Origin of the sequence: Streptomyces chumphonensis, from assembly GCF_014779715.1 — a bacterium.
In the GTDB taxonomy this organism is placed as follows: Bacteria; Actinomycetota; Actinomycetes; order Streptomycetales; family Streptomycetaceae; genus Streptomyces; species Streptomyces chumphonensis.
In genome coordinates this window covers 110,731-132,450 of sequence record NZ_JACXYU010000010.1, presented here as the reverse complement: position 1 = coordinate 132,450, position 21,720 = coordinate 110,731, and the positions used below count along the sequence as shown (strand labels likewise).

Sequence of the window (21,720 nt, the reverse complement as noted above, 5' to 3'; positions counted from 1 at the left end):
CGCGTCACGCCTGGGCGATGACCGCCTCGGCGTCGAGCGTCGCGCCGACGGCCTGGAGGACCGAGGCGATCTTGACGGCCTCCTGGACCGTCTCACGGTCGACGTCGGCCTTGCGCAGGATCTGCTCGTGCGAGTCCAGGCACATGCCGCAGCCGTTGATCGCGGAGACGGCCAGCGACCACAGCTCGAAGTCGGTCTTGTCCACGCCCGGGTTGCCGATGACGTTCATCCGCAGCCCCGCCCGCAGGTTGCCGTACTCGGGGTCCGACAGCAGGTGACGGGTGCGGTAGAAGACGTTGTTCATCGCCATGACGGACGCCGCGGCCTTGGCCGCCGTGTACGCCTCGGGCGTGAGGTTCTCCCGCGCCTCCGGCTCCAGCTCGGCCAGCACCTTCGGCGAACGGGAGGCGATGGCGCAGGCCAGCACCGTCCCCCACAGCTGCTGCTGGGGGAGGTCGGAGTTGCCGATCACCGAACCGAGGTTCAGCTTCAGGTCCTTGGCGTAGCCGGGCAGGGCCGACTTCAGGTCGTTCAGTGACATCTCTGCGCAGCCCTCACTCACTCACCGGACAGGAGCTTGACCGGGTCGAGCGTCTCCTCGCCCTTGCTCCAGTTGCACGGGCACAGCTCGTCGGTCTGCAGGGCGTCGAGCACCCGCAGGACCTCCTTGGGGTTCCGGCCGACGGACCCGGCGGTCACCATCGTGAACTGGATCTCGTTGTTCGGGTCCACGATGAAGACGGCGCGCTGGGCGAAGCCGTCCTCGCCCTCGACGCCGCAGTCCCGCATCAGCTCGTGCTTGGAGTCGGCGAGCATGGGGAAGGGCAGGTCGCGCAGGTCCTCGTGGTCCTTGCGCCAGGCGTGGTGCACGAACTCCGAGTCGCCGGAGACGCCGAGGATCTGGCAGTCACGGTCGGCGAACTCCTCGTTCAGCTTGCCGAACGCGGCGATCTCCGTGGGACAGACGAAGGTGAAGTCCTTCGGCCAGAAGAAGACGCACTTCCAGGAGCCTTCGTACGTCTTGTGGTCGATCTGCTGGAACTCCCGGCCCTTCTCCAGCGAAACGCAGGCCGTCAGGTCGAACGTGGGGAACTGGTCACCGACAGTGAGCACAGACTCTCCTTGGTGTGGGGGAACGCGCCCGGGTCGCGGGGCGCTCCCCTTGAGGGTTGGACGGATCTCACACCCTGCCACAGGGCGAATTGATCGCAGAAATAGCTAGACTCTCCCGTGTTGATCGGTCCCGGCTATCAGTGGCCGCGCCGAACCCTCGCCCTCTCCCCCGGCCCCTCACGAACGCGTCTCATGAGCAAAGCACGTCAGCCCAGCCTCTCCCAGCTGAGGGCCTTCACCGCCGTCGCCGAGCACCTGCACTTCCGCGAGGCCGCCGCCGAGATCGGCATGAGCCAGCCCGCGCTGTCGGGGGCCGTCGCGGCGCTGGAGGAGACGCTCGGGGTGCGGCTCCTGGAGCGCACCACGCGCAGGGTCCTCCTCTCCCCCGCCGGGGAGCGGCTGGCCGTGCGCGCCCGGACCGTGCTGGACGCCGTCGGGGCCCTGCTGGAGGAGGCCGAGGCGTCCCGCGCCCCGTTCACCGGGACGCTGCGGCTCGGCGTCATCCCCACCTGCGCGCCGTACCTCCTGCCGACCGTGCTGGAGCTCACACACCACCGGTATCCCCGCCTCGACCTCCAGGTGCACGAGGAGCAGACGGCCTCGCTCCTGGACGGCCTGGCCTCGGGCCGGCTGGACCTGCTGCTGCTCGCCGTCCCCCTCGGGGCGCCCGGGGTGACCGAAGTACCGCTGTTCGACGAGGACTTCGTCCTCGTCATGGGGCACGACCACACGCTGGCGGGTCGCACGGACATCCCCCGGCAGCAGTTGCGCGACCTCCCGCTCCTGCTGCTCGACGAGGGCCACTGCCTGCGCGACCAGGCCCTGGAGGTCTGCCGGGAGGCCGGGCGCCCCCAGCCCGGCCGGGCGGCGGGCGAGGTGACGACGACGGCCGCCGGCCTGTCCACCCTGGTCCAGCTCGTGGCGGGCGGGCTCGGCGTCACCCTGTTGCCGCGCACGGCGCTGCGGGTGGAGACGGCCCGCAACGACCGTCTGTCCACGGGGCATTTCGCCGCTCCGGCGCCTGCCCGCAGGATCGCGCTGGCCATGCGCACGGGGACGGCCCGCGAGGAGGAGTTCACCGCGTTCGCGGACGCTCTGCGCGAGGCGATGCACGCCCTGCCCGTCCGCCCTCTCCGGGTGGCGGCCTGAGAAACCTGCGCACACCTGGACGGCGGGCGCAAGAATCTTATAAGCCATAGGTGAAAGCCCTCGACGTGCTGGTGCCAGTGGTTCCAGTGGTGCTCTGGTCGCGAGAAGTGATTTGAGGGAATTCACGTGGCCATTTATCTTCTCTGAGGCCGGTGAGCACGAACACCGGCGCAACGTCAGTCGCTCTCTTTACATTTCCACCATCGTGGGTCCATGATCGGCAGGTGCAACCGGTCGTAACCGATCAGAGGGAGTCACAGTGAGTCGTTTCGAGACCATGTGGGATCGTTTCTGGACCGACCTTCCTCAGGCCCGCGGAGCATCGCCGTGGGATGTGGACCCCACCTACGTCGCGCACGCGCATCTCCACCTGTTCGGCAGCGTGCTCGACCCGTCCCGTCCCGTCATCGACGTCGGCTGCGGAGACGGCGCGCAGACGGCCGCCATCGGTCAGCACTTCGACCGGGTCATCGGTGTGGACGTGGCACCCAGCGCCGTGGAGCGGGCCCGCAAGCACCACGGTGCCCCCGGCATCGAGTACGAGCAGTTAGACCTGCTCAAGCCCGAGCAGGCCGCCGCCCTGCACGAGCGGATCGGTGACGCCGGCCTGTACGTCCGCACCGTCCTGCACGCCTTCACCCCCGAGGAACTCACCCTCGCCGCCACCTCGCTCGCGCACCTGGCCGGCGACACGGGTGGCGCTTTCTTCTACGAACTCGCCCCGGCCAGCCGCGACTTCATCGTCGGTCAGCTCGCGGGCGAGGGAGTGCCCGCGGAGAAGTTCGGCTTCGTCTTCGACCGCGTCCCCCTCCCGGTGGCCAGGGAGGAGAACGCCCTGCAGCGAGAGTTGGAGAAGGTCGGTTTCGAGATCCTCTCCAGCGCCCCCATCGACTACCAGGGAACGGTGAAGGCCGGCGGTCGGCACGTGAACGTTCCCGCCTTCTTCGTCGTGGCACGGGCCGGGGCCGCCCGCTGACCCTGCTCCGTCAGGGCGGAGCCGAACGCCGTGGCCCGGTCGAACGCGCGACGACACCTCGCCCTTCGTCCGGGCCCGCCGTCGGCGGACCGCCGGGAATTCCCTCCGTCGCGATGGCGGGTCAGCACGGGAAATGGCCGGACCAATGGCCTGCGATGACCTTTTATTCAGGAAGTCGTCATCGCCCGCTTTCCCGACCGCATGGTGAATCTGCCATGACGTGGTACCCGCGCGAAGAATTTGCTTTTCCGACAGTTGAACCGTTGACCGGCGCTCGACGCGATGCTAATTTTTTCACATGGGACGCATTGTTTCGATCAATACTGGTCCATGTGTTTCCTCTGATTTTGCGCGACGCGGAAAAACCGCCATCGAAAAGCTGCCCGTCGAGGGCGGTATTCGGGTCACGAAACTAGGACTCGAAGGCGACGAGCAGGCGGCGGACTTCCACGGCGGCGAACTCCAGGCCGTCTACGCCTACGCCCGTGAAGACCTCGACTGGTGGTCCGAGCAGCTCCGGACCCCGCTCCGCGACGGCGTCTTCGGTGAGAACATCGATCTCGCCGGATTCGACGCCTGCGGGGCCGTTCTCGCCGAGAAGTGGCAGGTGGGAGAAACGCTCCTGCAGGTCACAGCGCCCCGCATGGCGTGCGGCACGTTCGGCGGCTGGATGAAGCAGCCCGGCTGGGCCAAGCGCTTCAACAACGCCCGGCGGCCCGGCGTGTACCTCCGTGTGCTCGAGGAGGGACGGATCGCGCCGGGAGATCGCGTCGAACGCGTCTGGCGCCCGGCCAAGCAGATCACGGTGGCCGAGGCCGTCGGAGCGATCCTGGACGAGCAGGACGTCCTGCGCCGCATCATCGAGATGGCGGACGAAGAGCCCACCTGGGACCGCTCCGCGATGATGTTCCACGTCTCCAACCGGACCCGGTCCGGTGCCAAGGGCCAGGGGGCCACGGGGCAGGACACGACCGGGCACACGGCCGGGCGCTTACCGGCCACCGGACACGTGGAGGGGCCCCATGCTTGACGTGTTCGGCGACTACAGCGCGCGCGACCCGCTCACCGCCCTGGCCCGGGCGGCCCGGTCCTGCCCGTACCAGGAGCCGGCCGAGAACGGTGGCCTCTACGCGCTCGGGTCCGAGGACGTGCGACGACTCCTGCTGAGCCGCGACGTCTGGTCCGAGCGGTCCACCGACCAGCGCCTCGCGTCCATGGACGAGCAGGACGCGGCACGGCGACGGGCCCTCAAGCGCTTCCTCGCCCACTGGCCCGTGTTCTCCGACGCCGCCTACCACGACCGGATCCGGCGGGTGACGGTGCGCCTCCTGAGAGGGACGGTGACCCCGGAAACGCTCTCCGCCTGCGCCCGGTGGGCCGACCGGCGACTCGCCGGGACGGACGGCGAACCCGTCGACTGGCTCCGGGACGTGGCACGCCCCATGGCGCTGGAGGCGATCGTCGTACTCGTCGGCCGTGCCGATGCCGCGCGGCTGGTCCGGCTGGGCGGGGCGGTGATGGACGAACTCGCCACCGCGCGCATCGACATGGCGCGCATCGACCGTGCGCTGGCCGCCGTCGAGGAGCTGCGCGCGTGGCTGGAGACGGCACGGTCCGATCCGCCGACACCGCTGACGGCGAGGCTGGGCGCGTTATGGGACGACCCGGCCTACGGACCCGAGTCCGCCACCGCCCTGCTCACCCAGATCGTCACCGGCGCCTACGACCCGACGACCACGGCCCTGTGCGTCGTGGGAGAGCACGTCGACAGCGACATCCTCGCCCGCATCCCCCTCCCTTCGGTGCGGGAGGAAGTGCTCCGGATCGCCACGCCCTTCCGCTTCGCCAGCCGCTACGCGCGTCGCCCCATCACCGTCGGCCCCTACCGGCTCGACGAGGGGGAGAGGATCAACCTGTGCCTCGCGACGGCGAACCTCGACCCCGAGCAGTTCCCGGAGCCCCTGCGGATCCGGGACCGGGGGAACGCCTCCCGCAATCTCAGCTTCGGCGCGGGTAAGCACTACTGTCCGGGCGCGCCACTGGCGCGAGCGGTGGTGGAGGTCCTGCTGGAGTCGATGCGGAAGTCCGGGGTCCACTTCCGCGTGGAGCACGTCGAGCGGGAACCCGAACTGCCGATGCTCCGCTACCGGAGTCTCACCGGGCGCCTCGTGCCGGCGGCCTGGACCGACCGGTAGCCCCGGCCGATCCGACGCCCGCTCCGTCCGCCCCGGGGTTCGGCGCGTCCCGCCTCCCGCGACGGCCCCGCCCACGGGCCCTGTCCGGCGGAGCGCCCTCGGGGTCGTTCCGCCGGACGCCCGGCCCAGGCACCGGCCGTGCCCCGGACGGCCGCCGTTCCCCACCCCCTCACCCACGGAGTTCGCTGTGAGCGCCCTGATCATCGACACCGATCCCGGACTGGACGACGCGCATGCCCTCGCCATGGCCCTGACTCCCTCACCGAAGCGACCCACCGTCCCCGTGAGCGCGATCTGCACCGTCGCCGGCAACGTGGGCATCGACACCGTCACCGACAACACCCGCTGGCTGCTGGGTGCCTTCGGGGAGGAGGCGGCCCGCACCCCGGTGTACCGCGGAGCCTGTGGCCCCCTGGGCGCCGCGGTCGCGGACGCCGCCGACATCCACGGCAGCGACGGCCTCGGCGACGGCCCCCGCTGGCCCGTGGCCGAGGTGGCCGAAGAAGCCCTGCCGGCGGCCATGGCCCTGGCCATGGCGGCACGTCGCCGACCGGGCGAGGTCACGCTGGTCTCGCTGGGGCCGCTGACCAACATCGCTCTCGCCCTGCGTCTGGAGCCACGACTGCCCCGCCTCCTGCGCCGGATCGTCGTGATGGGCGGGGCGGTCCGCGGCTACGGAAACCTCACCCTGAACGCCGAGTTCAACATCGGTGCCGACCCCGTCGCCGCGGATCTGGTCTTCGCCAACTTCACGGACGTCACACTGGTCACCTGGGAGGCGACGCTCAAGCACTCCTTCGTCCGGGAGGAGTTCGACGGCTTCTTCCGCGGCGGGAGTGAGGCGGCCACCACCCTCGGGCGCCTCGTGGACAACCGCTATCTCACCGAGCCCGGATACGCCCGGCGCTCGGCGTACTTCCGTGCCGACCCCCTGGCCATGGCCGTCGCCCTCGACCCCTCGGTCGTCACCGACGTGGCGCGACACCGCGTCTACGTCGGCTACGGACCGGGGAGCCTGGGACACGGTCTGACCGCTGTCGACTGGCGCGACTCCCGTTCCGACCGGCCCGTGACCACGATCGTGGAAGGACTCGACCACGCCCGGCTGCTCGAACTGCTCCGCATCTGAGCACGCCCGCACTCGCCCCCGCACCACGTCCCCCCGACCGCAGCCACCCGCCCTCGCCACCGACGCCGGGCGCGCGCATTCCACGCGTCCGGTCCGCGTCGCGGAGACCACCCTTCCCGGGAGAGAACATGAACACGCCCCCGCACGACCCCGATCGGCTGAAGCCCCTGCTGGATCCTGAGAAGGTCGCGCCCGGCACGCCGCCACGGCTGGTGGAGCAACTCGCGTTCCTCGCCGAGATCGACCGACTGAAGTCCGTGCTGCGGCTGAGCCCCCTCCTCGCCGCCGACCGCCGTGAGAACGACGCCGAACACTCCTGGCACCTGGCCATGATGGTCCTGGTCCTCGCCGAGTACGCGAACGAGCCGATCGACGTGCGACGCACCCTGAAGCTCGTCCTGGTGCACGACCTGGTGGAGATCTACGCCGGTGACACGTGCCTCTTCGACGACGAGGCCAAGCAGAGCCAGGCGGAACGCGAAGCCGACGCGGCCAAACGCCTGTTCGCCCTGCTCCCCGAGGGTCAGGACGCGGAATTCCATGCGCTGTGGAACGAGTTCGAGGAGCGGCGTACGCCCGAGGCCAGGTTCGCCAAGGCCATGGACCGGCTCCAGCCCCTCCTGCTGAACGTCGGCAACGAAGGGGGAACGTGGCGTGCCCCCGGCGTCACCGAGGCGCGCGTGCGCGAACGGACCTCCGTCATCGCGGACGGCTCCGGCGCGTTGTGGGATCTGACGCGGAAGCTGTTGGCGCACGGCGTGCAGGAGGGCTGGTTCGAAGCGGCACGCTGACCGGCGCCCCACCGGTCGGCGCGCGCGGTGGAAGACGCGCGACGACAGGACTATGGTGTTCGCGAACGTGTACGCCGTACCCGGAGGAGGCTCGATGTCCTCGAAGCGACGCCGGAAGAAGAAGGCCCGCCGCAAGAACGCCGCGAACCACGGGCGGCGCCCGCAGTCCTGAGTGCGGTGACCCACGGCCCCGACCACGGCCGACGGCCTGGTCGGGGCCGCTCGCATGCTCGGGCGACTCGTCGTCCGAGGCCCTTCGGGCCGGTGGATCACCCCCGGGCCGGAGCCGCGCACACGTCCGCGCGCCCCCGGCCGAAGCCGGGGGCGCGCGGACGAGGACGCACCGGTGCGCTCACCGGCGGTGCTGGTGCACCCGCCCGTGGGGGTGGCGTCCGTGCGGGCGGCGGGCCTGCGTCGAGACGCCCCGCACCGTCCGGACGATGCTGCCGACGAGCGAGCCGACCCCCACGGCCTGGGGACCGCGGCCGATCCGGCTGTGCGGCGGCGTGTGGCGGCGTCTTCTCGGAGCCGCTCCGTGACGCAGCTGACGGCTGAGCCTGCTGGCCAGTCGATGAAGTGCCGGCATGGCGTCTCCCTCCGTGCGTTCGTCGTGGCGCTACGTCCCTCGTGTGCCCACGCCTGCGCGTCGCACACCCGCGCGTGTCGTCGGCGTCCCGGGTGTCAGGGGGCCCCGCCCTTGGGCGCCGGCCGCAGCCCGGCGGTCTCGGCGGCGGAGTGCAGGGACTTCAGGGCCAGGAGCAGAACCCCGATGTCGTCGATCAGCACCGGGTCGGGGATGAGGTCCACCGGGGAGAGGACATAGAGGACCGCCGCCCAGAAGACGACCTTGTTCTCCGTCGGCATCCCCGACTCACGGAGCCGCCGCCGGGCCCGGACGAGCTGCACCAGCAGCCGGACGGTGAAGAAGAGCGTCAACAGCACCAACGTGGTGACGGCGACGATGATCCAGCTCTCGGCACTCACTCAGGGCCTCCTCCGGCCGACGGGTGTCCCCACCTTGGTACACCCTGCTCAGGACTCGCCGGCCCCCTCCTCCGGCGAGTCCTGGCTCCGGGCGCGCGGTGGCCGCCCCCGGCGGGGGTGCGGGCGCGCGTCACCCGGCAGGCGGCCGGCCTCGGCGAGGGCGCGCCGCACGATGAAGTCGATCTGTGCGTTGGTACTGCGCAGTTCGTCCGCCGCCCAGCGCGCCAGCGCGTCGTGGACGGCCGGGTCGAGCCGCAGCAGCACCTGCTTGCGGGCCCGGCGGCCCTCCCCGCGCTCCGTCACTGGTAGAGCGACCCCGTGTTGACGACGGGCTGCGTGCCGCGGTCGCCGCAGAGGACGACGAGCAGGTTGGAGACCATCGCGGCCTTGCGTTCCTCGTCGAGTTCCACGAAGCCCTGTTCGGTGATGCGGGCGACGGCCGTCTCCACCATCCCGCACGCCCCTTCCACGATCTGCTGCCGTGCCGCGATGATCGCACCCGCCTGCTGCCGCTGGAGCATCGCCGAGGCGATCTCGGGGGCGTAGGCGAGGTGGGTGAACCGCGACTCGATGACGTGCACCCCGGCCGCCGCGACCCGTGCGTTGACCTCGGCGGAGAGCTGGTCGGTGATGCTCTCCGCGTTGTCCCTCAGGGACAGGGTGTCCTCGGCGTGCGCTTCATAGGGGTAGTTGGTGGCGATGTGGCGCAGGGCCGTCTCCGCCTGCGTGGTGACGAACTCCTCGTAGTCGTCGACGCCGAAGGTGGCCTGGGCGGTGTCCTCGACCTGCCAGACGATCACGGCGGCGATCTCGATGGGGCTGCCGGCGGCGTCGTTCACCTTGAGGACGGCCGTCTCGTGGTTGCGGACGCGGGTGGAGATCCTGGTGCTGCTGGTCAGCGGGTTCACCCAGCGCAGACCGTCGGTGCGCAGGGTGCCGACGTAGCGGCCGAAGAGCTGGATGACCCGGGCCTCGCCGGGGGCCACCATCTTCACGCCGTTCCAGGCGAAGAGCGCCGCGACGGTCGTCAGGGCGCCGACCACGATCAGGGTGACGCCGACCGCCGGCCGGTCGCCCGGGTCGAAGCCGACGGCGACGCCGCCGAGCACGAGCCCGATGCCGAGCAGCGGCCCGAGCACGGCCAGCAGGAGGCCGAGCGCGCCGGAGAGGCTGTGCGCCACGTGCTCTTTCACGGGTGGCGCGGGCATCTCCGGCGCGTCGACGGCTTTGTTGGACGGTGACATGGGCTCCCCCGTACGCGGTGCTGATCTTGCTTACAAAGTGATAGCACTTTATCGCACCGGGGAGGGGGTGTCACTCCGTCCGCAGTCCGTCCGGGCGCATCATCCGCCACAACATCGGCAGGCTCGCGACCGTGACCAGCAGGATCATGCCGAGCCCGGCGGCGGTGAGCGGAAGGAAGGCCAGCCAGTCGGTGACCTCCGCCCCGACCATGTCCAGCAGCAGGACGCCCAGCGCCGTCCCGCCGGCCGAGGCCAGGGCGAGCCCGATCCCGACCGGGACCGCCGTCTGCCACAGCACGGAGGCGCCGAGCGTCCCCCGCCGCGTCCCGAACGCCACCAGGACGGACAACTGCCGCTTGCGCTCACGCAGTTGCTCCAGCGTCGAGACGACCATGCTCGCCGCGATCATCAGCATGATGACGACCGCCCCGACGAACAGGGCGTTGCGGATGGTGGCGAACTGGGAGGTGAGCCTCGTGTTCGCCAGCACATGGACGCCCTCGTTCCACTCCTGCACCCCGGCGAGGTTGCGCAGGTGCTCGACGACGTCCTCGTCCCCGGGCACGGTGTCCAGCAGCGCCACGGCCGACAGGCTGGGCACCCCGGAGACGTCCAGGGCCGACGGGGTGGCGAAGACACCGTAGTACTGGTCCCCGTGCGGACCCGGGATGCTGTGGGTCTCACGGGCGGCGGCGGGGACCGTCCACCACGAGGGCGCGGACTCGGCCGACGCCTCCACGGGCCCGGCGAGGTCCAGCCGGTCCCCCGGGGCGAGCGCTTCCCTGTCGGGCGAGGGGACGACGAACACGTCCCCGTCGGCGCACGCCTCCACCTCGATCAGTTCCCGCAGCACGCGGCAGTCGCCGATCTGGAACGAGGTACCGGGCCGGTTGCCGTCGGCGTCGAGCGCCACGTCGAGATCGGCCCAGCCGCGCACGAGACCGAGGGCGGACGTGACCCCCTCGGCCGTCGCGTACCGGTCGACGAACGGTCCGAGCTCCGCGCCCTCGTCGATGAGCCTGCTCGCCACCGCCTGGGCACGGTCGGTGTCGTGCCCCGTCTCGACGCGCTGCTGGGTCTCCACGGCGGCGAACAGCATGTGCAGCGCGACGGCCCCCGCCACGGCCACCGTGACACCGCTCACCGCCCGGGCGGCCATGCCGCTGTTCAGCTGAAGCCGCCGGGTGGCGAGCTGCCAGGAGAGCGGGCCGCCGCGCATCCGGGTGACCGCACGCTCCACGGCCCAGGGCAGCAGCGCCGTGATGCCGCAGAGCATGAGCAGCACACCGGCGGAGATGCCCCACTCGTTGACCGTGCTCGCCGCGTCGTCCGGACCGAAGTAGACCAGCATGGCCACACCCACGGCGAGCAGCAGCAGCCGCCACCACACCCGGCGCCGACGCGTCGTCCCCTCCCGGAAGACCCCGAGCGGGCCGATCGCCACGCCGCGCAAAGCCGCCAGGGTGACCGCGACCGCGATGACCGGGACGAGCATCACGATGACGGCGCCCAGCCACCACACGGGGACGATGTCGGCGGTGTAGACGCTGATCGTGGAGATCGAGAGGCCCTCCACCAGCTCGCGCCCCACCAGGAAGAGGAGGGCGCCCACCACCAGCCCCAACAGGGAGGCGAAGAGCACCTCGCCTGCGGCTATCCGCCGGGTCATCGCGATGTCCGCACCGACGAGCCGCAACGCGGCCAGGCGCCGGTCCCGGCGCTCCCCGCCGAACCGCACGGCCGTCGCGACGAACACGACGATCGGCATGAGCAGCACGGAGAGCATCACCACGAGAAGCACGACGAGAGCCGGGTCGAGCGGTGTCTCACCCCCCTTCATCCCCAACTCCGTCACGCGCCAGGCGTTGTCGGTGTCGAGCCCGTCCGCACCGAGGTAGTACGCCGGCTCGCCCGGCCCCTTCAGCCCCTCGGGGCCGATCGTGCCGACGATCTCCGTACCGCGGAACCGCTCGCTCAGCAGCTCCCCCTCGGTCTCCAGCATCTCCCGCAGCGCGGGCGAGACGACCAGCTCGCCGGGCGCCGGGAAGTGGGCGACGCCCGGCGGGCGCACCGCCTCCTCGCGGTCGCCGTCGGCCTGGAGGAGCCGGCCGAGGATCTGGGTGTCGCGGAACGTCGTGCCGCTCCAGGCCATGAGCGTCGTCGTCGGCCCGGGCGGCGCGGCGTCCTCGCCCATGACACCCACCGGCTGCCGCGCGTCCGACCGTGCCTCGGAGCCGTCGAGAACGGTCGGCACCGACGCGGCCAGCAGCAGCACGGCTACTCCGACGCCCACTCCCGCTGCCGTCAGCGCCGTCCGCGCCCAGCCCGACCGGCCGCCACCCGCCGCGAAGCGCACCCCCAGGCCCAGCTCGCGGAGCCACGTGCGGATCATGCGGCGCCCGCCAGCCCGCTGAGGTCCGTGGCCCGGCCGTCCCGCACCACGACCTCGCGGTCGGAGTAGGCGGCGACCCGGGACTCGTGGGTGACGAGCACGACGGCCGCACGCGTGTCCCGCGCGGCGGCCGTGAGGAGCTCCATGACCCGCTCCCCGTTGAGGGAGTCGAGCGCTCCCGTCGGCTCGTCCGCGAACACGACGCGCGGAGTGGCGACGAGGGCGCGCGCGATGGCCACCCGCTGCCCCTGGCCGCCGGAGATCTGGCCCGGGCGGTGGTGGCGGACGTCGTCCACCTCCAGCCGCTCCAGCCACTCCCGCGCCTGACGCTCGGCGGACTTGCGGTCCGCTCCGGCGAGCCGCAGGGGCAGGGCCACGTTCTCCGTGCAGGTGAGCTCCGGGACGAGCTGGCCGAACTGGAAGACGAAGCCGAACTCCCCCCGGCGCAGTGCGCTGCGCTCGGCGTCGGACAGGGCCGACAGCTCCCGGCCCCGGTAGTGCACCGTTCCCCGCTCCGGCGTGACGATGCCCGCCAGGCAGTGCAGCAGCGTCGACTTGCCCGAGCCCGAGGGCCCCATGACGGCGACGACCTCGCCCGCGTGCAGGGCGAAGTCGGCCCCCGCGAGTGCGGGGGTGGAGCCGTACACCTTGTGCACGCCTCTGGCCGCGAGCAGCGGGCCGCCGCTCTGTTCCCCGGTCATGACGTCACCTCCTTCGCGAGGCGGTTCAGGCGGGCGGCGGTCAGCTCCAGCCATCGCAGGTCGGCCTCCAGATGGAACAGGGCGTGGTCGCAGATGAGCTGGTCGGCGAGGTCGCCACCGCTCTTGCGGCGGGTCAGCACGCGCATGAGCCGCAGGTGCTCGGCGCGCTGGGTGTCCAGCAGGGCGGCGGCGTCCCGGCCGGTCAGCAGGGCGAGCACGACCTTGGTGTAGAGGGTGGACTGAAGGTAGGGCTCCGGTTTCTCCGGCTGCTCCAGCCAGTGCGCGACGTCGCTGACCCCGGCGTCCGTGATGGCGTAGCGCTTGCGCTCGGGCCCCTCCCCAGCCTCCACGGCGTCGACCTCGACGAGGCCGTTCTTCAGGAGCCGCGACATCGTCGCGTACACCTGGCCGTAGTGCAGCGGCTTGTCGTGCCCGAACCGGGCGTCGAAGGCTCTCTTGAGGTCGTAGCCGTGGCTCGGCCCCGATTCGAGCAGCCCCAGAAGGGCGTGACTGATGGACATGGCGACGACTCTACACCACGTGTATACATCTCGCGTATACCCATGGTGTGCACGGCGCGCCCGGTCGCTGCGGGAAACCGGGTGCCGGAGGCGCCCGGGCGCGGCAGACTGGGAGGCGGACCGACGAGCGGCACCGGGGCGGCCCCCAAGGGCGATCCCCCATTCCACCCCCGAAAGAGCGACGCGTCCCTCGTTCGGCGCCGACCATCACATAACGTGTCGCTGACGTGAGGGATTGACAGCCGGGAGAGACCTCGATGCTCGACACCGCGGGGGAGCGGGTTCCTTTCCCTGGCCAGGACCGACCCCCCGAGCCACCCTGGAAGCGCGCCGGCAGGCGCACGCTCGATGTCGTCCGCAGGCCCTACTGGGAGCGGCCCGACGAGTCGTGGCTGATCAGGCGCTGGCCCGACCTGACGGCGACCACCGTCGCCACCGTGTTCTTCTGGCTCTCCCTCACGCCCTCGCTCGTCCCCCGCCCCTGGGCGCTGCAGGGCGTCATCGGCGGCATCACGGCCGCCATCGGCTACGGCATCGGCGCCCTGCTGAGCTGGATCGTGCCGTTCGTCGTGCGGTGGCGGCCGGACGAGGAGACGCGCCGGCGGGTCCGGGCGCACGCGTGGCAGGTGTACTGGGTCCTGAGCCTCGGCCTGACCGTCTTCCTGCTCGGCGAGAGCGCCCGGATGCAGCGCGAGCTGCGCAAGCTCCAGGAGCTGCCGCCCACCCTGACCTGGCACTCCATGATGATCGCGCTGCTCGCGGCCGCGCTGTGCTGGGTGCTGCTGCTGATCGCCCGGCTGATCCGGCTGGGCACGCGTTGGCTCATCCAGCTCCTGCTGCGCTTCGTCCCCCGGCCCGTCGCCGTGACGGCCGGGTTGCTGACCAGCGCGATGGTCGTGACGTTCGGCGCCAAGGACGTCGTCTTCGAGCGCGGCATCGTCGACGTCGCCTCCCACATCGCCTCCAACACGGACCAGAGCACGAAGGACGGCATCGTGCAGTCCGGTTCACCGTTCGTCTCGGGGAGCCCGCACTCCCTGATCTCCTGGTCGGAGCTGGGGTACCAGGGCCGCAACTTCACCGGGAGCGTGCTCAGCCGGCAGCAGATCAGCGCGTTCACGCAACGCCCCTCGCTGGACCCGATCCGCGTCTACGCCGGACGGGCCGCCGCCGACGGGTACGCGGAGCAGACGGCTCTGGCCATGGCGGAGCTCGAGCGCACCCGGGCCTTCGACCGCGAGGTGCTCGCCGTCGCGGGCACGACGGGCAGCGGCTGGATCGACGCCCGGACGGCGGAGCCGCTGGAGTACCTCTACAACGGCGACACCGCCATCGTCGCCATCCAGTACTCCTACCTGCCCAGTTGGGTGTCGTTCGTGGTGGACCGCGAGGAGGCGGGCCGGGCCACGCAGACCCTCGTCGACGCCGTGCGGGAGCGGCTGGCCGAGATGCCCGAGGGCGAGCGGCCGAAGTTCGTCGTCTTCGGCGAGAGCATGGGCGCCACGGCGGTGGAGGACGCCTTCGACGGCATCGACGACCTGCTCGCCTCGACGGACGGCGCGCTGCTCGTGGGCCCGCCGAACTACAGCCCGGTGTGGTCCGACGTGACCCGCAACCGCGAGCCGGGCAGCCCGGTGTGGCGCCCCGAGTACGAGGACGGCCGGCACGTGCGGTTCGCCCAGTACCCCCAGCGCGACCTGTACCGCCCGGAGGGGGCGTGGGAGTTCCCCCGGGTGGTGTACCTGCAGAACGCGTCCGACCCGATCGTGTGGTGGTCGCCCGACCTCGCCCTGCGGCCTCCGGAGTGGCTGGAGGAACCGGTGGGACCGGATGTGACGGAGGAGCTGAGCTGGTTCCCCTTCGTCACCTTCTGGCAGACCACTGTGGACATGAGCATGTCCTACGGCGTCGGGGCGCCGCACGGCCACCGCTACGGGACGAACGCCGTCGAGGGCTGGGCCGCCGTGCTGCCGCCCGACGGCTGGACGCAGTCCGACACCCTCCGGCTGAAGGCGTTCGCCGAGGCCCACGAGTCCCCGTACTGACGCCCGGATGCGCCCCGGCCGGCGCGGACGCGGGGCGTCAGGCCGGAGGCGGGCCCCCCGGCGGGCGGTCCCCGCCCGGCGCGCCCTCGTCACCCTCGCCGGACTCCTTCTCGACCAGCTCCCTCACGGTCGTCTGCGTCGGGTCCGCGGAGCCGAGCGGAACCGGCGGGCCCCCGGGCATGGCGGGTGGCACCGCCGGTGAGACGTCCGTCGCCGTCGCGCCGTGCACGCGGCGTGCCTGCGGGTTGCGTTCCTCCGCGTACGCCCGCAGATAGCCGACGACGGTGTTGACCACCGCCACCAGCGGCACCGAGAGCACCGCCCCCGGGATGCCCGCGAGCAGCGATCCGCTGGTGACCGTGAGCACCACGGCCAGCGGATGCACCTGCACCATGCGGCCCAGGATGAACGGCTGGAGGACGTTCCCCTCGATCTGCTGCACCAGGAGCACCACGCCGAGTGCCAGCAGCGCGGTGACGAGCCCGTTGGTGACGAAGGCGACGACCACGGCCAGCGCGCCCGAGACGACCGCACCGACCAGCGGCACGAAGGCGAACAGGAAGACGATGACGGCCAGCGGCACGGCCATCGGCACCCCGAGCACCCAGATGCCCACGCCGATGCCGATGGCGTCGATCATGGCCACTATCACCGTGCCGCGCACGTACCCGGTCAGGGTGATCCAGGCCCGCGGACCGGCACCCGCGACCCCCTCGCGGGCCGACAGCGGCACGAATCGCAGGCACCACTGCCAGACGCGACGGCCGTCGTAGAGGAGGAACAGGCAGACGAACGCCGCGAGGGCCGTGCCGCTGAAGAACTCCACCAGGAACGACGCGCCCTCCAGCCCGGCGGTCGTGAGGTCCTGGCTGTGCTCGCCGATCCACTGGTTGAGGTTGTCGACGAAGTCGTTGAGCTGATCCTCGCTGACCTGGAAGGGGCTGTTGAGGATGGCCTGCCGCAGCTCGTCGAGGCCGTCCTGGACCTGCCGCGTCAGATCCTCCTGGTTCTCTATGACCTGCCAGACGACGAACCAGCCGATGAGCCCGATCACCGCGAGGCCGCTGATGAAGGTGGCCGCCGTCGACAGGCCGCGGCCCAGACCCCAGTGCCGCAGCCGCGCGACGGTCGGCTGGAGCAGCGCGGTGATGAGCAGCCCGGCCGAGAAGGCGATGATCACCAGGCTCAGTGCGCCGACCACCTGCATGAGCACCCAGGCGACGCCGGCGAGCACGAGCAGCCGCCACCCGGCCTCCGAGGCGACCCGGATGCCCCACGGGATGACGGACGCGGGCTCGGGCTGCCGCGGCGGGACGGACGGCGGCGGGGGCAGCTCGACGGCCGTCTCCTGCTGCGCGCGCCGGCCGCGCTCGCGGTCCCGCTCCTCGCGTTCCCGCTCGGCGCGCTGCCGGTACTCGGCCATGCGGGACGCCACGCGCGACGCGCCCGACCTGAGCCGCTCGAATCCTGACATTGGTCTTTCCTTCGCCCCCGTACGCGGCCCGTCCTGTCGTGTCCCAACCGGGGGACGACGTTACCCGACCGGACGGTTGCCTCCCCGGCGACGCGGAGGGCGGCAGGGGCCCGACACGCACGATGCCCCTCCCGACGGGGAGGGGCATCGCGGAGCTGCTGGGGGGGAGGGCTCAGTACCAGTGGTTGGCCTGCCAGAACTCCCAGGCGCCGCAGGGGCTGCCGTAGCGCTCGTTCATGTAGTTGAGGCCCCACTTGATCTGCGTGGCCGGGTTGGTGCGCCAGTCGGCACCCGCCGAGGACATCTTCGTGGCGGGCAGCGCCTGGACGAGGCCGTAGGCGCCCGAGGACGGGTTCTCGGCCTGGTAGTTCCAGGTGCTCTCCCGCTGGACGATGTTGGAGAAGCACTGGTACTGGCCGCCGCCGACGATCTGCTTCGCCATGGCCTGCACCTCGGCGACGGTGTAGGAGGACTGCTGCGGGAAGGAGCCCGTGTCCGGGCGCTCGGCGCTGCGGCTGGCGGCCTGCTTGGCCGCCGCCTCCTCCTCGCGCTTCTCGGCGGCGGCCGCCGCCTCCTCCTTGGCCCGCTGCTCCTCCTCGGCCTTCTTCTTGGCCTGGGCGTTCTTGGCAGCGGCCTTGCGCGCGCTCTCCTCGGCCGACTTCTTCGCGGCGGCGTTGGCGGCGTCGGACTGCAGGTCTGCCTGCTGCGTCAGGGAGGCGGTCTGCACCTGGGTGTTGCCGTCGACGGGCAGGTCGGCGAGCAGTGTCGCGTCGGACGCGGCGAGCTCGACCGGCTCGGCCGCACCCTGCTGATTCCCGGAGGCCACACCGACGACGGCGCCGACGGTGGTGACCGCGGTGGCGGATGCCACGGCGAATCCCCGGACCGAGATCCGAGCAGTCACACAGTTTCCTTCCACAGTTGCCCGCGGTGGTGACCCCGCGGGCGCAATCGTGCCCCTGGCACTGACCTCCGTCCGTACATGTTCGTACATGGCCACAGGAGGTACGGGCCCGGGCGGAGTCTCCCTGGGGAGCCCGCGTGGTGCTTCGGGCGGCATACGGCGTCGATGGCTGTTGAGTTGTGTGGTGCTGCACCCGGAGGTGCGGGTGGCCGTATGCGGGGCCTGACAGGAACCACACCCTGCCGGAAGGGCGGGGGCGAAGGCAATTCCGAGTGACGTGGCAAAGCTCACATCCCGTTTGCCTCAGGGGGTTTGTGGAAAAGCGAGCGTAGCCGGGCTGGGCCCGGCTACGCTGCTCCGCTTCTCGACGGCGTGTCATCCCGCCTCGTGCGGTGATCCTACCTTTGTTCCTCCACTGCGGAGTTGACGCCGCCTTGTACCTTTTTCCCCTGCTTCCGCACCGACGTGCCCCTGGCGCGAAATCCGGTCAGATCCGGTCGTCCTCCAGCATCTCGGTCACCAGGGCCGCGATCGGCGACCGCTCGGAACGCGTCAACGTGACGTGCGCGAACAGCGGATGGCCCTTGAGCTTCTCGACGACCGCGACGACGCCGTCGTAGCGGCCCACTCTCAGGTTGTCCCGCTGGGCGACGTCGTGGGTCAGGACGACACGCGAGCCCTGCCCGATGCGGGAGAGCACCGTCAGCAGGACGTTGCGCTCCAACGACTGGGCCTCGTCCACGATGACGAAGGCGTCGTGCAGCGAGCGGCCCCGAATGTGGGTGAGCGGGAGGACCTCCAGCATCCCCCGGGCCACGATCTCCTCGATCACCTCGCGCGTGGTGACCGCCGACAGCGTGTCGAAGACGGCCTGCGCCCACGGGTTCATCTTCTCGTCGGCCGTGCCCGGCAGATAGCCGAGGTCCTGACCGCCGACCGCGTACAGCGGCCGGAAGACCATGACCTTGCGGTGCTGCCGGCGCTCCAGGACCGCCTCCAGCCCCGCGCACAGCGCGAGGGCCGACTTGCCCGTGCCGGCCCGGCCGCCCATCGAGACGATGCCCACCTCCGGGTCGAGCAGCAGGTCGAGCGCGATGCGCTGCTCGGCGGACCGGCCGTGGACGCCGAACGCCTCGCGGTCGCCGCGCACGAGCCGCACCCGGCCGTCGGCCGTGACCCGACCGAGGGCGCTGCCCTTCTCCGAGTGCAGGACGAGGCCGGTGTGCACGGGCAGCCCGTCGGCCTGCGGCACGGAGACGGTGTCGGCACCGTCCGGTGCGAACAACTCGTCGACGGCCTCCCCCGGGAGCGTCACCTCGCTCATGCCCGTCCAGCCGGAGTCCGTGATGGCCAGCTCCGCGCGGTACTCCTCGGCCAGCAGGCCGACCGAGGACGCCTTGATGCGCAGCGGCAGGTCCTTGGAGACGACGGTGACGTCGAACCCCTCGGCCTGGAGGTTGCGGGCCACGGCGAGGATGCGGGAGTCGTTGTCCCCCAGGCGGAAGCCGGCGGGCAGGATGCCCGGATCCGAGTGGTTCAGCTCCACCCGGAGGGTTCCGCCCAGCTCACCGATCGGGATCGGCGCGTCCAGGCGCCCGTACCGGACCCGGTACCCGTCCAGCCTGCGCAGGGCCTGCCGGGCGAAGTAGCCCAGCTCGGGGTGGTGGCGCTTGGCCTCCAGCTCCGTGACCACGACGACGGGCAGCACGACCTCGTGCTCGTCGAATCGGGCCATGGCCGCCGGGTCGGCGAGCAGGACGCTGGTGTCGATGACATAGGTGCGCCGGTCGTTCTCGCGGCGCTTCTTGCTGGTCACCACGGATGGACGAACCCCCTCGGACGAGGATGGTGCGCGGCACCGCCGATGGCGGGTCGCTGCGGAACAGGCCGGGCCGCCCGCCGCCGACGGGCCGGACACCGGCCCTCCGCGTCCTCCGCACGCTGCGTGCGTCGTCCGTGGCTAGCAAAGGGCCTCCCGGGGCCGGCGCCCTCCAGCGGGCGTCGACCTGCCTGGGGTATTCCCTTTCCGCGCCCCGCGCATGCCTTGGCATATGCGGTCGGTCGGGCGAACGCGCCGGCACCCGCGGATGAACGGGCCGCGACCCGACGGCCGGGGAGGCGGCGTCAGCCGCCGTAGCGCCGGTGGCGGGCGGCGTAGTCGCGCAGGGCCCGCAGGAAGTCGACCTTGCGGAAGGCCGGCCAGAAGACGTCGCAGAAGTGGTACTCGGAGTGGGCGCTCTGCCAGAGCATGAAGCCCGACAGCCGCTGCTCCCCGCTGGTGCGGATCACCAGGTCGGGGTCGGGCTGGCCGCGCGTGTAGAGGTGTTCGGCGATGTCGTCGATGGTGACCGTGTCGGCCAGGTCGGCCAGCGTCTCGCCGCGCCCCGCCCGGTCCGCCAGCAGCGACCGTACGGCGTCGGCGATCTCCTGGCGGCCGCCGTAGCCGACGGCGACGTTGACGATGATCCCCGTGCGCCCCGAGGTGGCGGCGGCCGCCTCCTTGAGCACGCGCTGGGTGTGGTCGGGCAACAGGTCGGGGGTGCCGACGTGGTGGACGCGCCAGCGGCCGTCGGAGGCGAGCCCCCGGACCGTGTCCTCGATGATGCCCAGCAGCGGCGTCAACTCGTTGGGCGGACGGTCCAGGTTGTCGGTGGACAGCATCCACAGGGTGACGACCTCGACGTCCGTCTCGTCGCACCAGCTCAGCAGCTCGCGGATCTTCTCGGCACCCGCCCGGTGCCCCTCGACCGTCGTGCCGCCGGAGGCCTTGGCCCAGCGCCGGTTGCCGTCGAGGATGACACCGATGTGCTTGGGGACCTGCGCGAGGTCGAGATGCCCCTCCACCCGGCGGGAGTAGAGGCGGACCACCAGATCGCGCAGCTTCTCCTTCATACGATCCGTCGCCCCTTCCACTGCCCTCGTCGCACGCCGAGGGCAGCCTACTGCCCATCAGACCCTCCGCTTGCCACAGGACCGTCACAGCCTCGGTGCGGTCCCGAACGCCCTGTGGCGCGATCGCCGGGCGTGATAGTCAGTAAGGATGACCAGCACGAGCGATGCAGAGCACTACCGCGCCGGGGACGCCCGCTACGACACGATGGAGTACCGCCGCAGCGGCCGCAGCGGGCTGAAGCTGCCCGCCGTCTCCCTCGGCCTGTGGCACAACTTCGGCGACGACCGCGCGCTCACCACCCAGCGGGCCATCCTGCGCCGCGCCTTCGACCTGGGCGTCACCCACTTCGACCTGGCCGACAACTACGGTCCGCCGCCCGGATCCGCCGAGCTCAACTTCGGCAAGCTCTTCGCCCAGGACTTCCGCCCCTACCGCGACGAGCTGGTCGTCTCCACCAAGGCGGGCTACCTGATGCACCCCGGCCCGTACGGCGAATGGGGCTCGCGCAAGCACCTGCTGTCCTCTCTGGACGCCTCCCTGCGCCGGACCGGCCTCGACCACGTCGACATCTTCTACTCGCACCGCTACGACCCCGACACACCGCTGGAGGAGACGATGGGCGCCCTGGCGTCCGCCGTCCAGCAGGGCAAGGCCCTCTACGTCGGGCTGTCCTCCTACAACTCCGCCCGCACCCGCGAGGCCGTGGCCCTGCTGCGCGAGATGGGCGTGCGCCCGCTCATCCACCAGCCGTCCTACTCGATGATCAACCGCTGGACGGAGGAGGACGGGCTGCTCGACACCCTGGAGGACGCGGGGATGGGCTGCATCGCCTTCGCCCCGCTCGCCCAGGGCCTCCTCACCGACAAGTACCTCCACGGCATCCCCGAGGGCTCCCGGGCGAGCCGCGGCGCATCACTCGACCCGGCCCTCCTGACGGACGAGGTCGTGAAGCGGCTGCACGCGCTGGACGGCATCGCCCGGCGCCGTGGCCAGAGCCTGGCCCAGCTCGCCCTCACCTGGGTGCTGCGCGACCCCCGGACGACCTCGGCCCTGATCGGTGCGAGCAGCGTGGCCCAGCTGGAGGCGAACGTCGGCGCACTCACCGGCGCGCCGCTCAGCGCGCGGGAACTGGCGGAGATCGACACCTACGCCGTCTCGGAACCCGGCACGAACATCTGGGCCCGGAGCAGCGACGGCTGACCGCAACAG

Annotated in this window: 21 protein-coding genes; 8 read left to right on the top strand and 13 right to left on the bottom strand. The window is 71.5% G+C overall.

The features are described from left to right. Positions 1–4 precede the first annotated feature (4 nt). Together IF129_RS18735 and IF129_RS18730 are read right to left on the bottom strand one after the other, a co-directional pair. Positions 5–541 carry an alkyl hydroperoxide reductase gene (locus IF129_RS18735; protein ID WP_191210878.1) on the bottom strand — a complete coding sequence of 179 codons (537 nt, stop codon included), beginning with the start codon at positions 539–541 and terminating at the stop codon, positions 5–7. A gap of 17 nt (positions 542–558) precedes the next feature. Further along, complete coding sequence (locus tag IF129_RS18730) at positions 559–1,113, bottom strand: peroxiredoxin (RefSeq protein WP_191210877.1); 555 nt, start codon at positions 1,111–1,113, stop codon at positions 559–561. A gap of 192 nt (positions 1,114–1,305) precedes the next feature. Here IF129_RS18730 and IF129_RS18725 point away from each other — a divergent pair, with 192 nt between their 5' ends. The 6 genes from IF129_RS18725 (at position 1,306) to IF129_RS18700 (ending at position 7,353) form a co-directional block, all read left to right on the top strand. Next, a complete protein-coding gene (locus IF129_RS18725) occupies positions 1,306–2,262 on the top strand; it encodes a hydrogen peroxide-inducible genes activator (protein WP_191210876.1) in 957 nt (318 codons plus the stop codon). A gap of 334 nt (positions 2,263–2,596) precedes the next feature. Then, positions 2,597–3,238, top strand: coding sequence for a class I SAM-dependent methyltransferase (locus IF129_RS18720; RefSeq protein ID WP_191210875.1), 642 nt, complete (start codon positions 2,597–2,599; stop codon positions 3,236–3,238). A gap of 298 nt (positions 3,239–3,536) precedes the next feature. After that, on the top strand, positions 3,537–4,268 hold the full coding sequence (locus IF129_RS18715; protein WP_191210874.1) for an MOSC domain-containing protein: 732 nt from the start codon (positions 3,537–3,539) through the stop codon (positions 4,266–4,268). Next, positions 4,261–5,433 carry a cytochrome P450 gene (locus tag IF129_RS18710; protein ID WP_191210873.1) on the top strand — a complete coding sequence of 391 codons (1,173 nt, stop codon included), beginning with the start codon at positions 4,261–4,263 and terminating at the stop codon, positions 5,431–5,433. Before IF129_RS18715 ends, IF129_RS18710 begins: the two co-directional genes overlap by 8 nt. 187 nt (positions 5,434–5,620) lie before the next feature. Then, positions 5,621–6,562 (top strand): nucleoside hydrolase, encoded by a 942-nt coding sequence (locus IF129_RS18705; RefSeq protein WP_191210872.1) that lies wholly within the window; start codon positions 5,621–5,623, stop codon positions 6,560–6,562. Positions 6,563–6,690: 128 nt separating this feature from the next. Then, a complete protein-coding gene (locus IF129_RS18700) occupies positions 6,691–7,353 on the top strand; it encodes an HD domain-containing protein (RefSeq protein WP_191210871.1) in 663 nt (220 codons plus the stop codon). Positions 7,354–7,705: 352 nt separating this feature from the next. Here the strand turns inward: IF129_RS18700 and IF129_RS18695 are convergent, their stop codons facing one another. The 7 genes from IF129_RS18695 to IF129_RS18665 form a co-directional block, all read right to left on the bottom strand. Further along, complete coding sequence (locus IF129_RS18695) at positions 7,706–7,939, bottom strand: hypothetical protein (protein WP_191210870.1); 234 nt, start codon at positions 7,937–7,939, stop codon at positions 7,706–7,708. A gap of 95 nt (positions 7,940–8,034) precedes the next feature. Beyond that, positions 8,035–8,337: a YkvA family protein gene (locus IF129_RS18690; RefSeq protein WP_318153825.1), complete on the bottom strand. Its 303-nt coding sequence runs from the start codon at positions 8,335–8,337 to the stop codon at positions 8,035–8,037. Positions 8,338–8,385: 48 nt separating this feature from the next. Next, the gene (locus IF129_RS18685) at positions 8,386–8,640 is read right to left on the bottom strand and encodes a hypothetical protein (protein WP_191210869.1); all 255 of its coding nucleotides are present in this window, start codon (positions 8,638–8,640) and stop codon (positions 8,386–8,388) included. Then, on the bottom strand, positions 8,637–9,581 hold the full coding sequence (locus tag IF129_RS18680; protein ID WP_191210868.1) for an SPFH domain-containing protein: 945 nt from the start codon (positions 9,579–9,581) through the stop codon (positions 8,637–8,639). Before IF129_RS18680 ends, IF129_RS18685 begins: the two co-directional genes overlap by 4 nt. A 70-nt stretch (positions 9,582–9,651) precedes the next feature. After that, the gene (locus IF129_RS18675; RefSeq protein ID WP_191210867.1) at positions 9,652–11,973 is read right to left on the bottom strand and encodes an FtsX-like permease family protein; all 2,322 of its coding nucleotides are present in this window, start codon (positions 11,971–11,973) and stop codon (positions 9,652–9,654) included. Further along, positions 11,970–12,674 (bottom strand): ABC transporter ATP-binding protein, encoded by a 705-nt coding sequence (locus tag IF129_RS18670; protein WP_191210866.1) that lies wholly within the window; start codon positions 12,672–12,674, stop codon positions 11,970–11,972. Before IF129_RS18670 ends, IF129_RS18675 begins: the two co-directional genes overlap by 4 nt. Continuing rightward, complete coding sequence (locus tag IF129_RS18665) at positions 12,671–13,195, bottom strand: PadR family transcriptional regulator (protein WP_191210865.1); 525 nt, start codon at positions 13,193–13,195, stop codon at positions 12,671–12,673. The genes IF129_RS18670 and IF129_RS18665 overlap by 4 nt, the downstream gene beginning before the upstream one ends. Positions 13,196–13,452: 257 nt before the next feature. Between IF129_RS18665 and IF129_RS18660 the strand changes: the two genes are divergently transcribed. Beyond that, on the top strand, positions 13,453–15,240 hold the full coding sequence (locus IF129_RS18660) for an alpha/beta hydrolase (protein WP_191210864.1): 1,788 nt from the start codon (positions 13,453–13,455) through the stop codon (positions 15,238–15,240). A 37-nt stretch (positions 15,241–15,277) separates the two neighbouring features. On the opposite strand, the gene IF129_RS18655 is transcribed toward IF129_RS18660, so the two are convergent. The 4 genes from IF129_RS18655 to IF129_RS18640 form a co-directional block, all read right to left on the bottom strand. Then, on the bottom strand, positions 15,278–16,714 hold the full coding sequence (locus IF129_RS18655) for an AI-2E family transporter (RefSeq protein ID WP_191210863.1): 1,437 nt from the start codon (positions 16,712–16,714) through the stop codon (positions 15,278–15,280). A gap of 172 nt (positions 16,715–16,886) precedes the next feature. Then, on the bottom strand, positions 16,887–17,618 hold the full coding sequence (locus IF129_RS18650; protein ID WP_318153824.1) for an aggregation-promoting factor C-terminal-like domain-containing protein: 732 nt from the start codon (positions 17,616–17,618) through the stop codon (positions 16,887–16,889). Between the two features lie 487 nt (positions 17,619–18,105). Next, entirely contained in the window at positions 18,106–19,437 is a 1,332-nt protein-coding gene (locus IF129_RS18645) for a PhoH family protein (protein WP_191210861.1), read from the bottom strand. 305 nt (positions 19,438–19,742) lie between these two features. Beyond that, the gene (locus IF129_RS18640; protein ID WP_191210860.1) at positions 19,743–20,510 is read right to left on the bottom strand and encodes an isoprenyl transferase; all 768 of its coding nucleotides are present in this window, start codon (positions 20,508–20,510) and stop codon (positions 19,743–19,745) included. A 148-nt stretch (positions 20,511–20,658) separates the two neighbouring features. Here IF129_RS18640 and mgrA point away from each other — a divergent pair, with 148 nt between their 5' ends. Then, a complete protein-coding gene (gene mgrA / locus IF129_RS18635) occupies positions 20,659–21,711 on the top strand; it encodes an L-glyceraldehyde 3-phosphate reductase (protein ID WP_191210859.1) in 1,053 nt (350 codons plus the stop codon). The last annotated feature ends 9 nt before the right edge of the window (positions 21,712–21,720 follow it).

Bases quoted from the DNA above. Each gene is read 5' to 3' on its own strand.
- IF129_RS18735 (WP_191210878.1), bottom strand. From the start codon at position 541: ATGTCACTGAACGACCTGAAGTCGGCCCTGCCCGGCTACGCCAAGGAC.
- IF129_RS18725 (WP_191210876.1), top strand. From the start codon at position 1,306: ATGAGCAAAGCACGTCAGCCCAGCCTCTCCCAGCTGAGGGCCTTCACC.
- IF129_RS18715 (WP_191210874.1), top strand. From the start codon at position 3,537: ATGGGACGCATTGTTTCGATCAATACTGGTCCATGTGTTTCCTCTGAT.
- IF129_RS18710 (WP_191210873.1), top strand. From the start codon at position 4,261: ATGCTTGACGTGTTCGGCGACTACAGCGCGCGCGACCCGCTCACCGCC.
- IF129_RS18700 (WP_191210871.1), top strand. From the start codon at position 6,691: ATGAACACGCCCCCGCACGACCCCGATCGGCTGAAGCCCCTGCTGGAT.
- IF129_RS18695 (WP_191210870.1), bottom strand. From the start codon at position 7,939: ATGCCGGCACTTCATCGACTGGCCAGCAGGCTCAGCCGTCAGCTGCGT.
- IF129_RS18680 (WP_191210868.1), bottom strand. From the start codon at position 9,581: ATGTCACCGTCCAACAAAGCCGTCGACGCGCCGGAGATGCCCGCGCCA.
- IF129_RS18675 (WP_191210867.1), bottom strand. From the start codon at position 11,973: ATGATCCGCACGTGGCTCCGCGAGCTGGGCCTGGGGGTGCGCTTCGCG.
- IF129_RS18670 (WP_191210866.1), bottom strand. From the start codon at position 12,674: ATGACCGGGGAACAGAGCGGCGGCCCGCTGCTCGCGGCCAGAGGCGTG.
- IF129_RS18665 (WP_191210865.1), bottom strand. From the start codon at position 13,195: ATGTCCATCAGTCACGCCCTTCTGGGGCTGCTCGAATCGGGGCCGAGC.
- IF129_RS18660 (WP_191210864.1), top strand. From the start codon at position 13,453: ATGCTCGACACCGCGGGGGAGCGGGTTCCTTTCCCTGGCCAGGACCGA.
- IF129_RS18655 (WP_191210863.1), bottom strand. From the start codon at position 16,714: ATGTCAGGATTCGAGCGGCTCAGGTCGGGCGCGTCGCGCGTGGCGTCC.
- IF129_RS18640 (WP_191210860.1), bottom strand. From the start codon at position 20,510: ATGAAGGAGAAGCTGCGCGATCTGGTGGTCCGCCTCTACTCCCGCCGG.
- mgrA (WP_191210859.1), top strand. From the start codon at position 20,659: ATGACCAGCACGAGCGATGCAGAGCACTACCGCGCCGGGGACGCCCGC.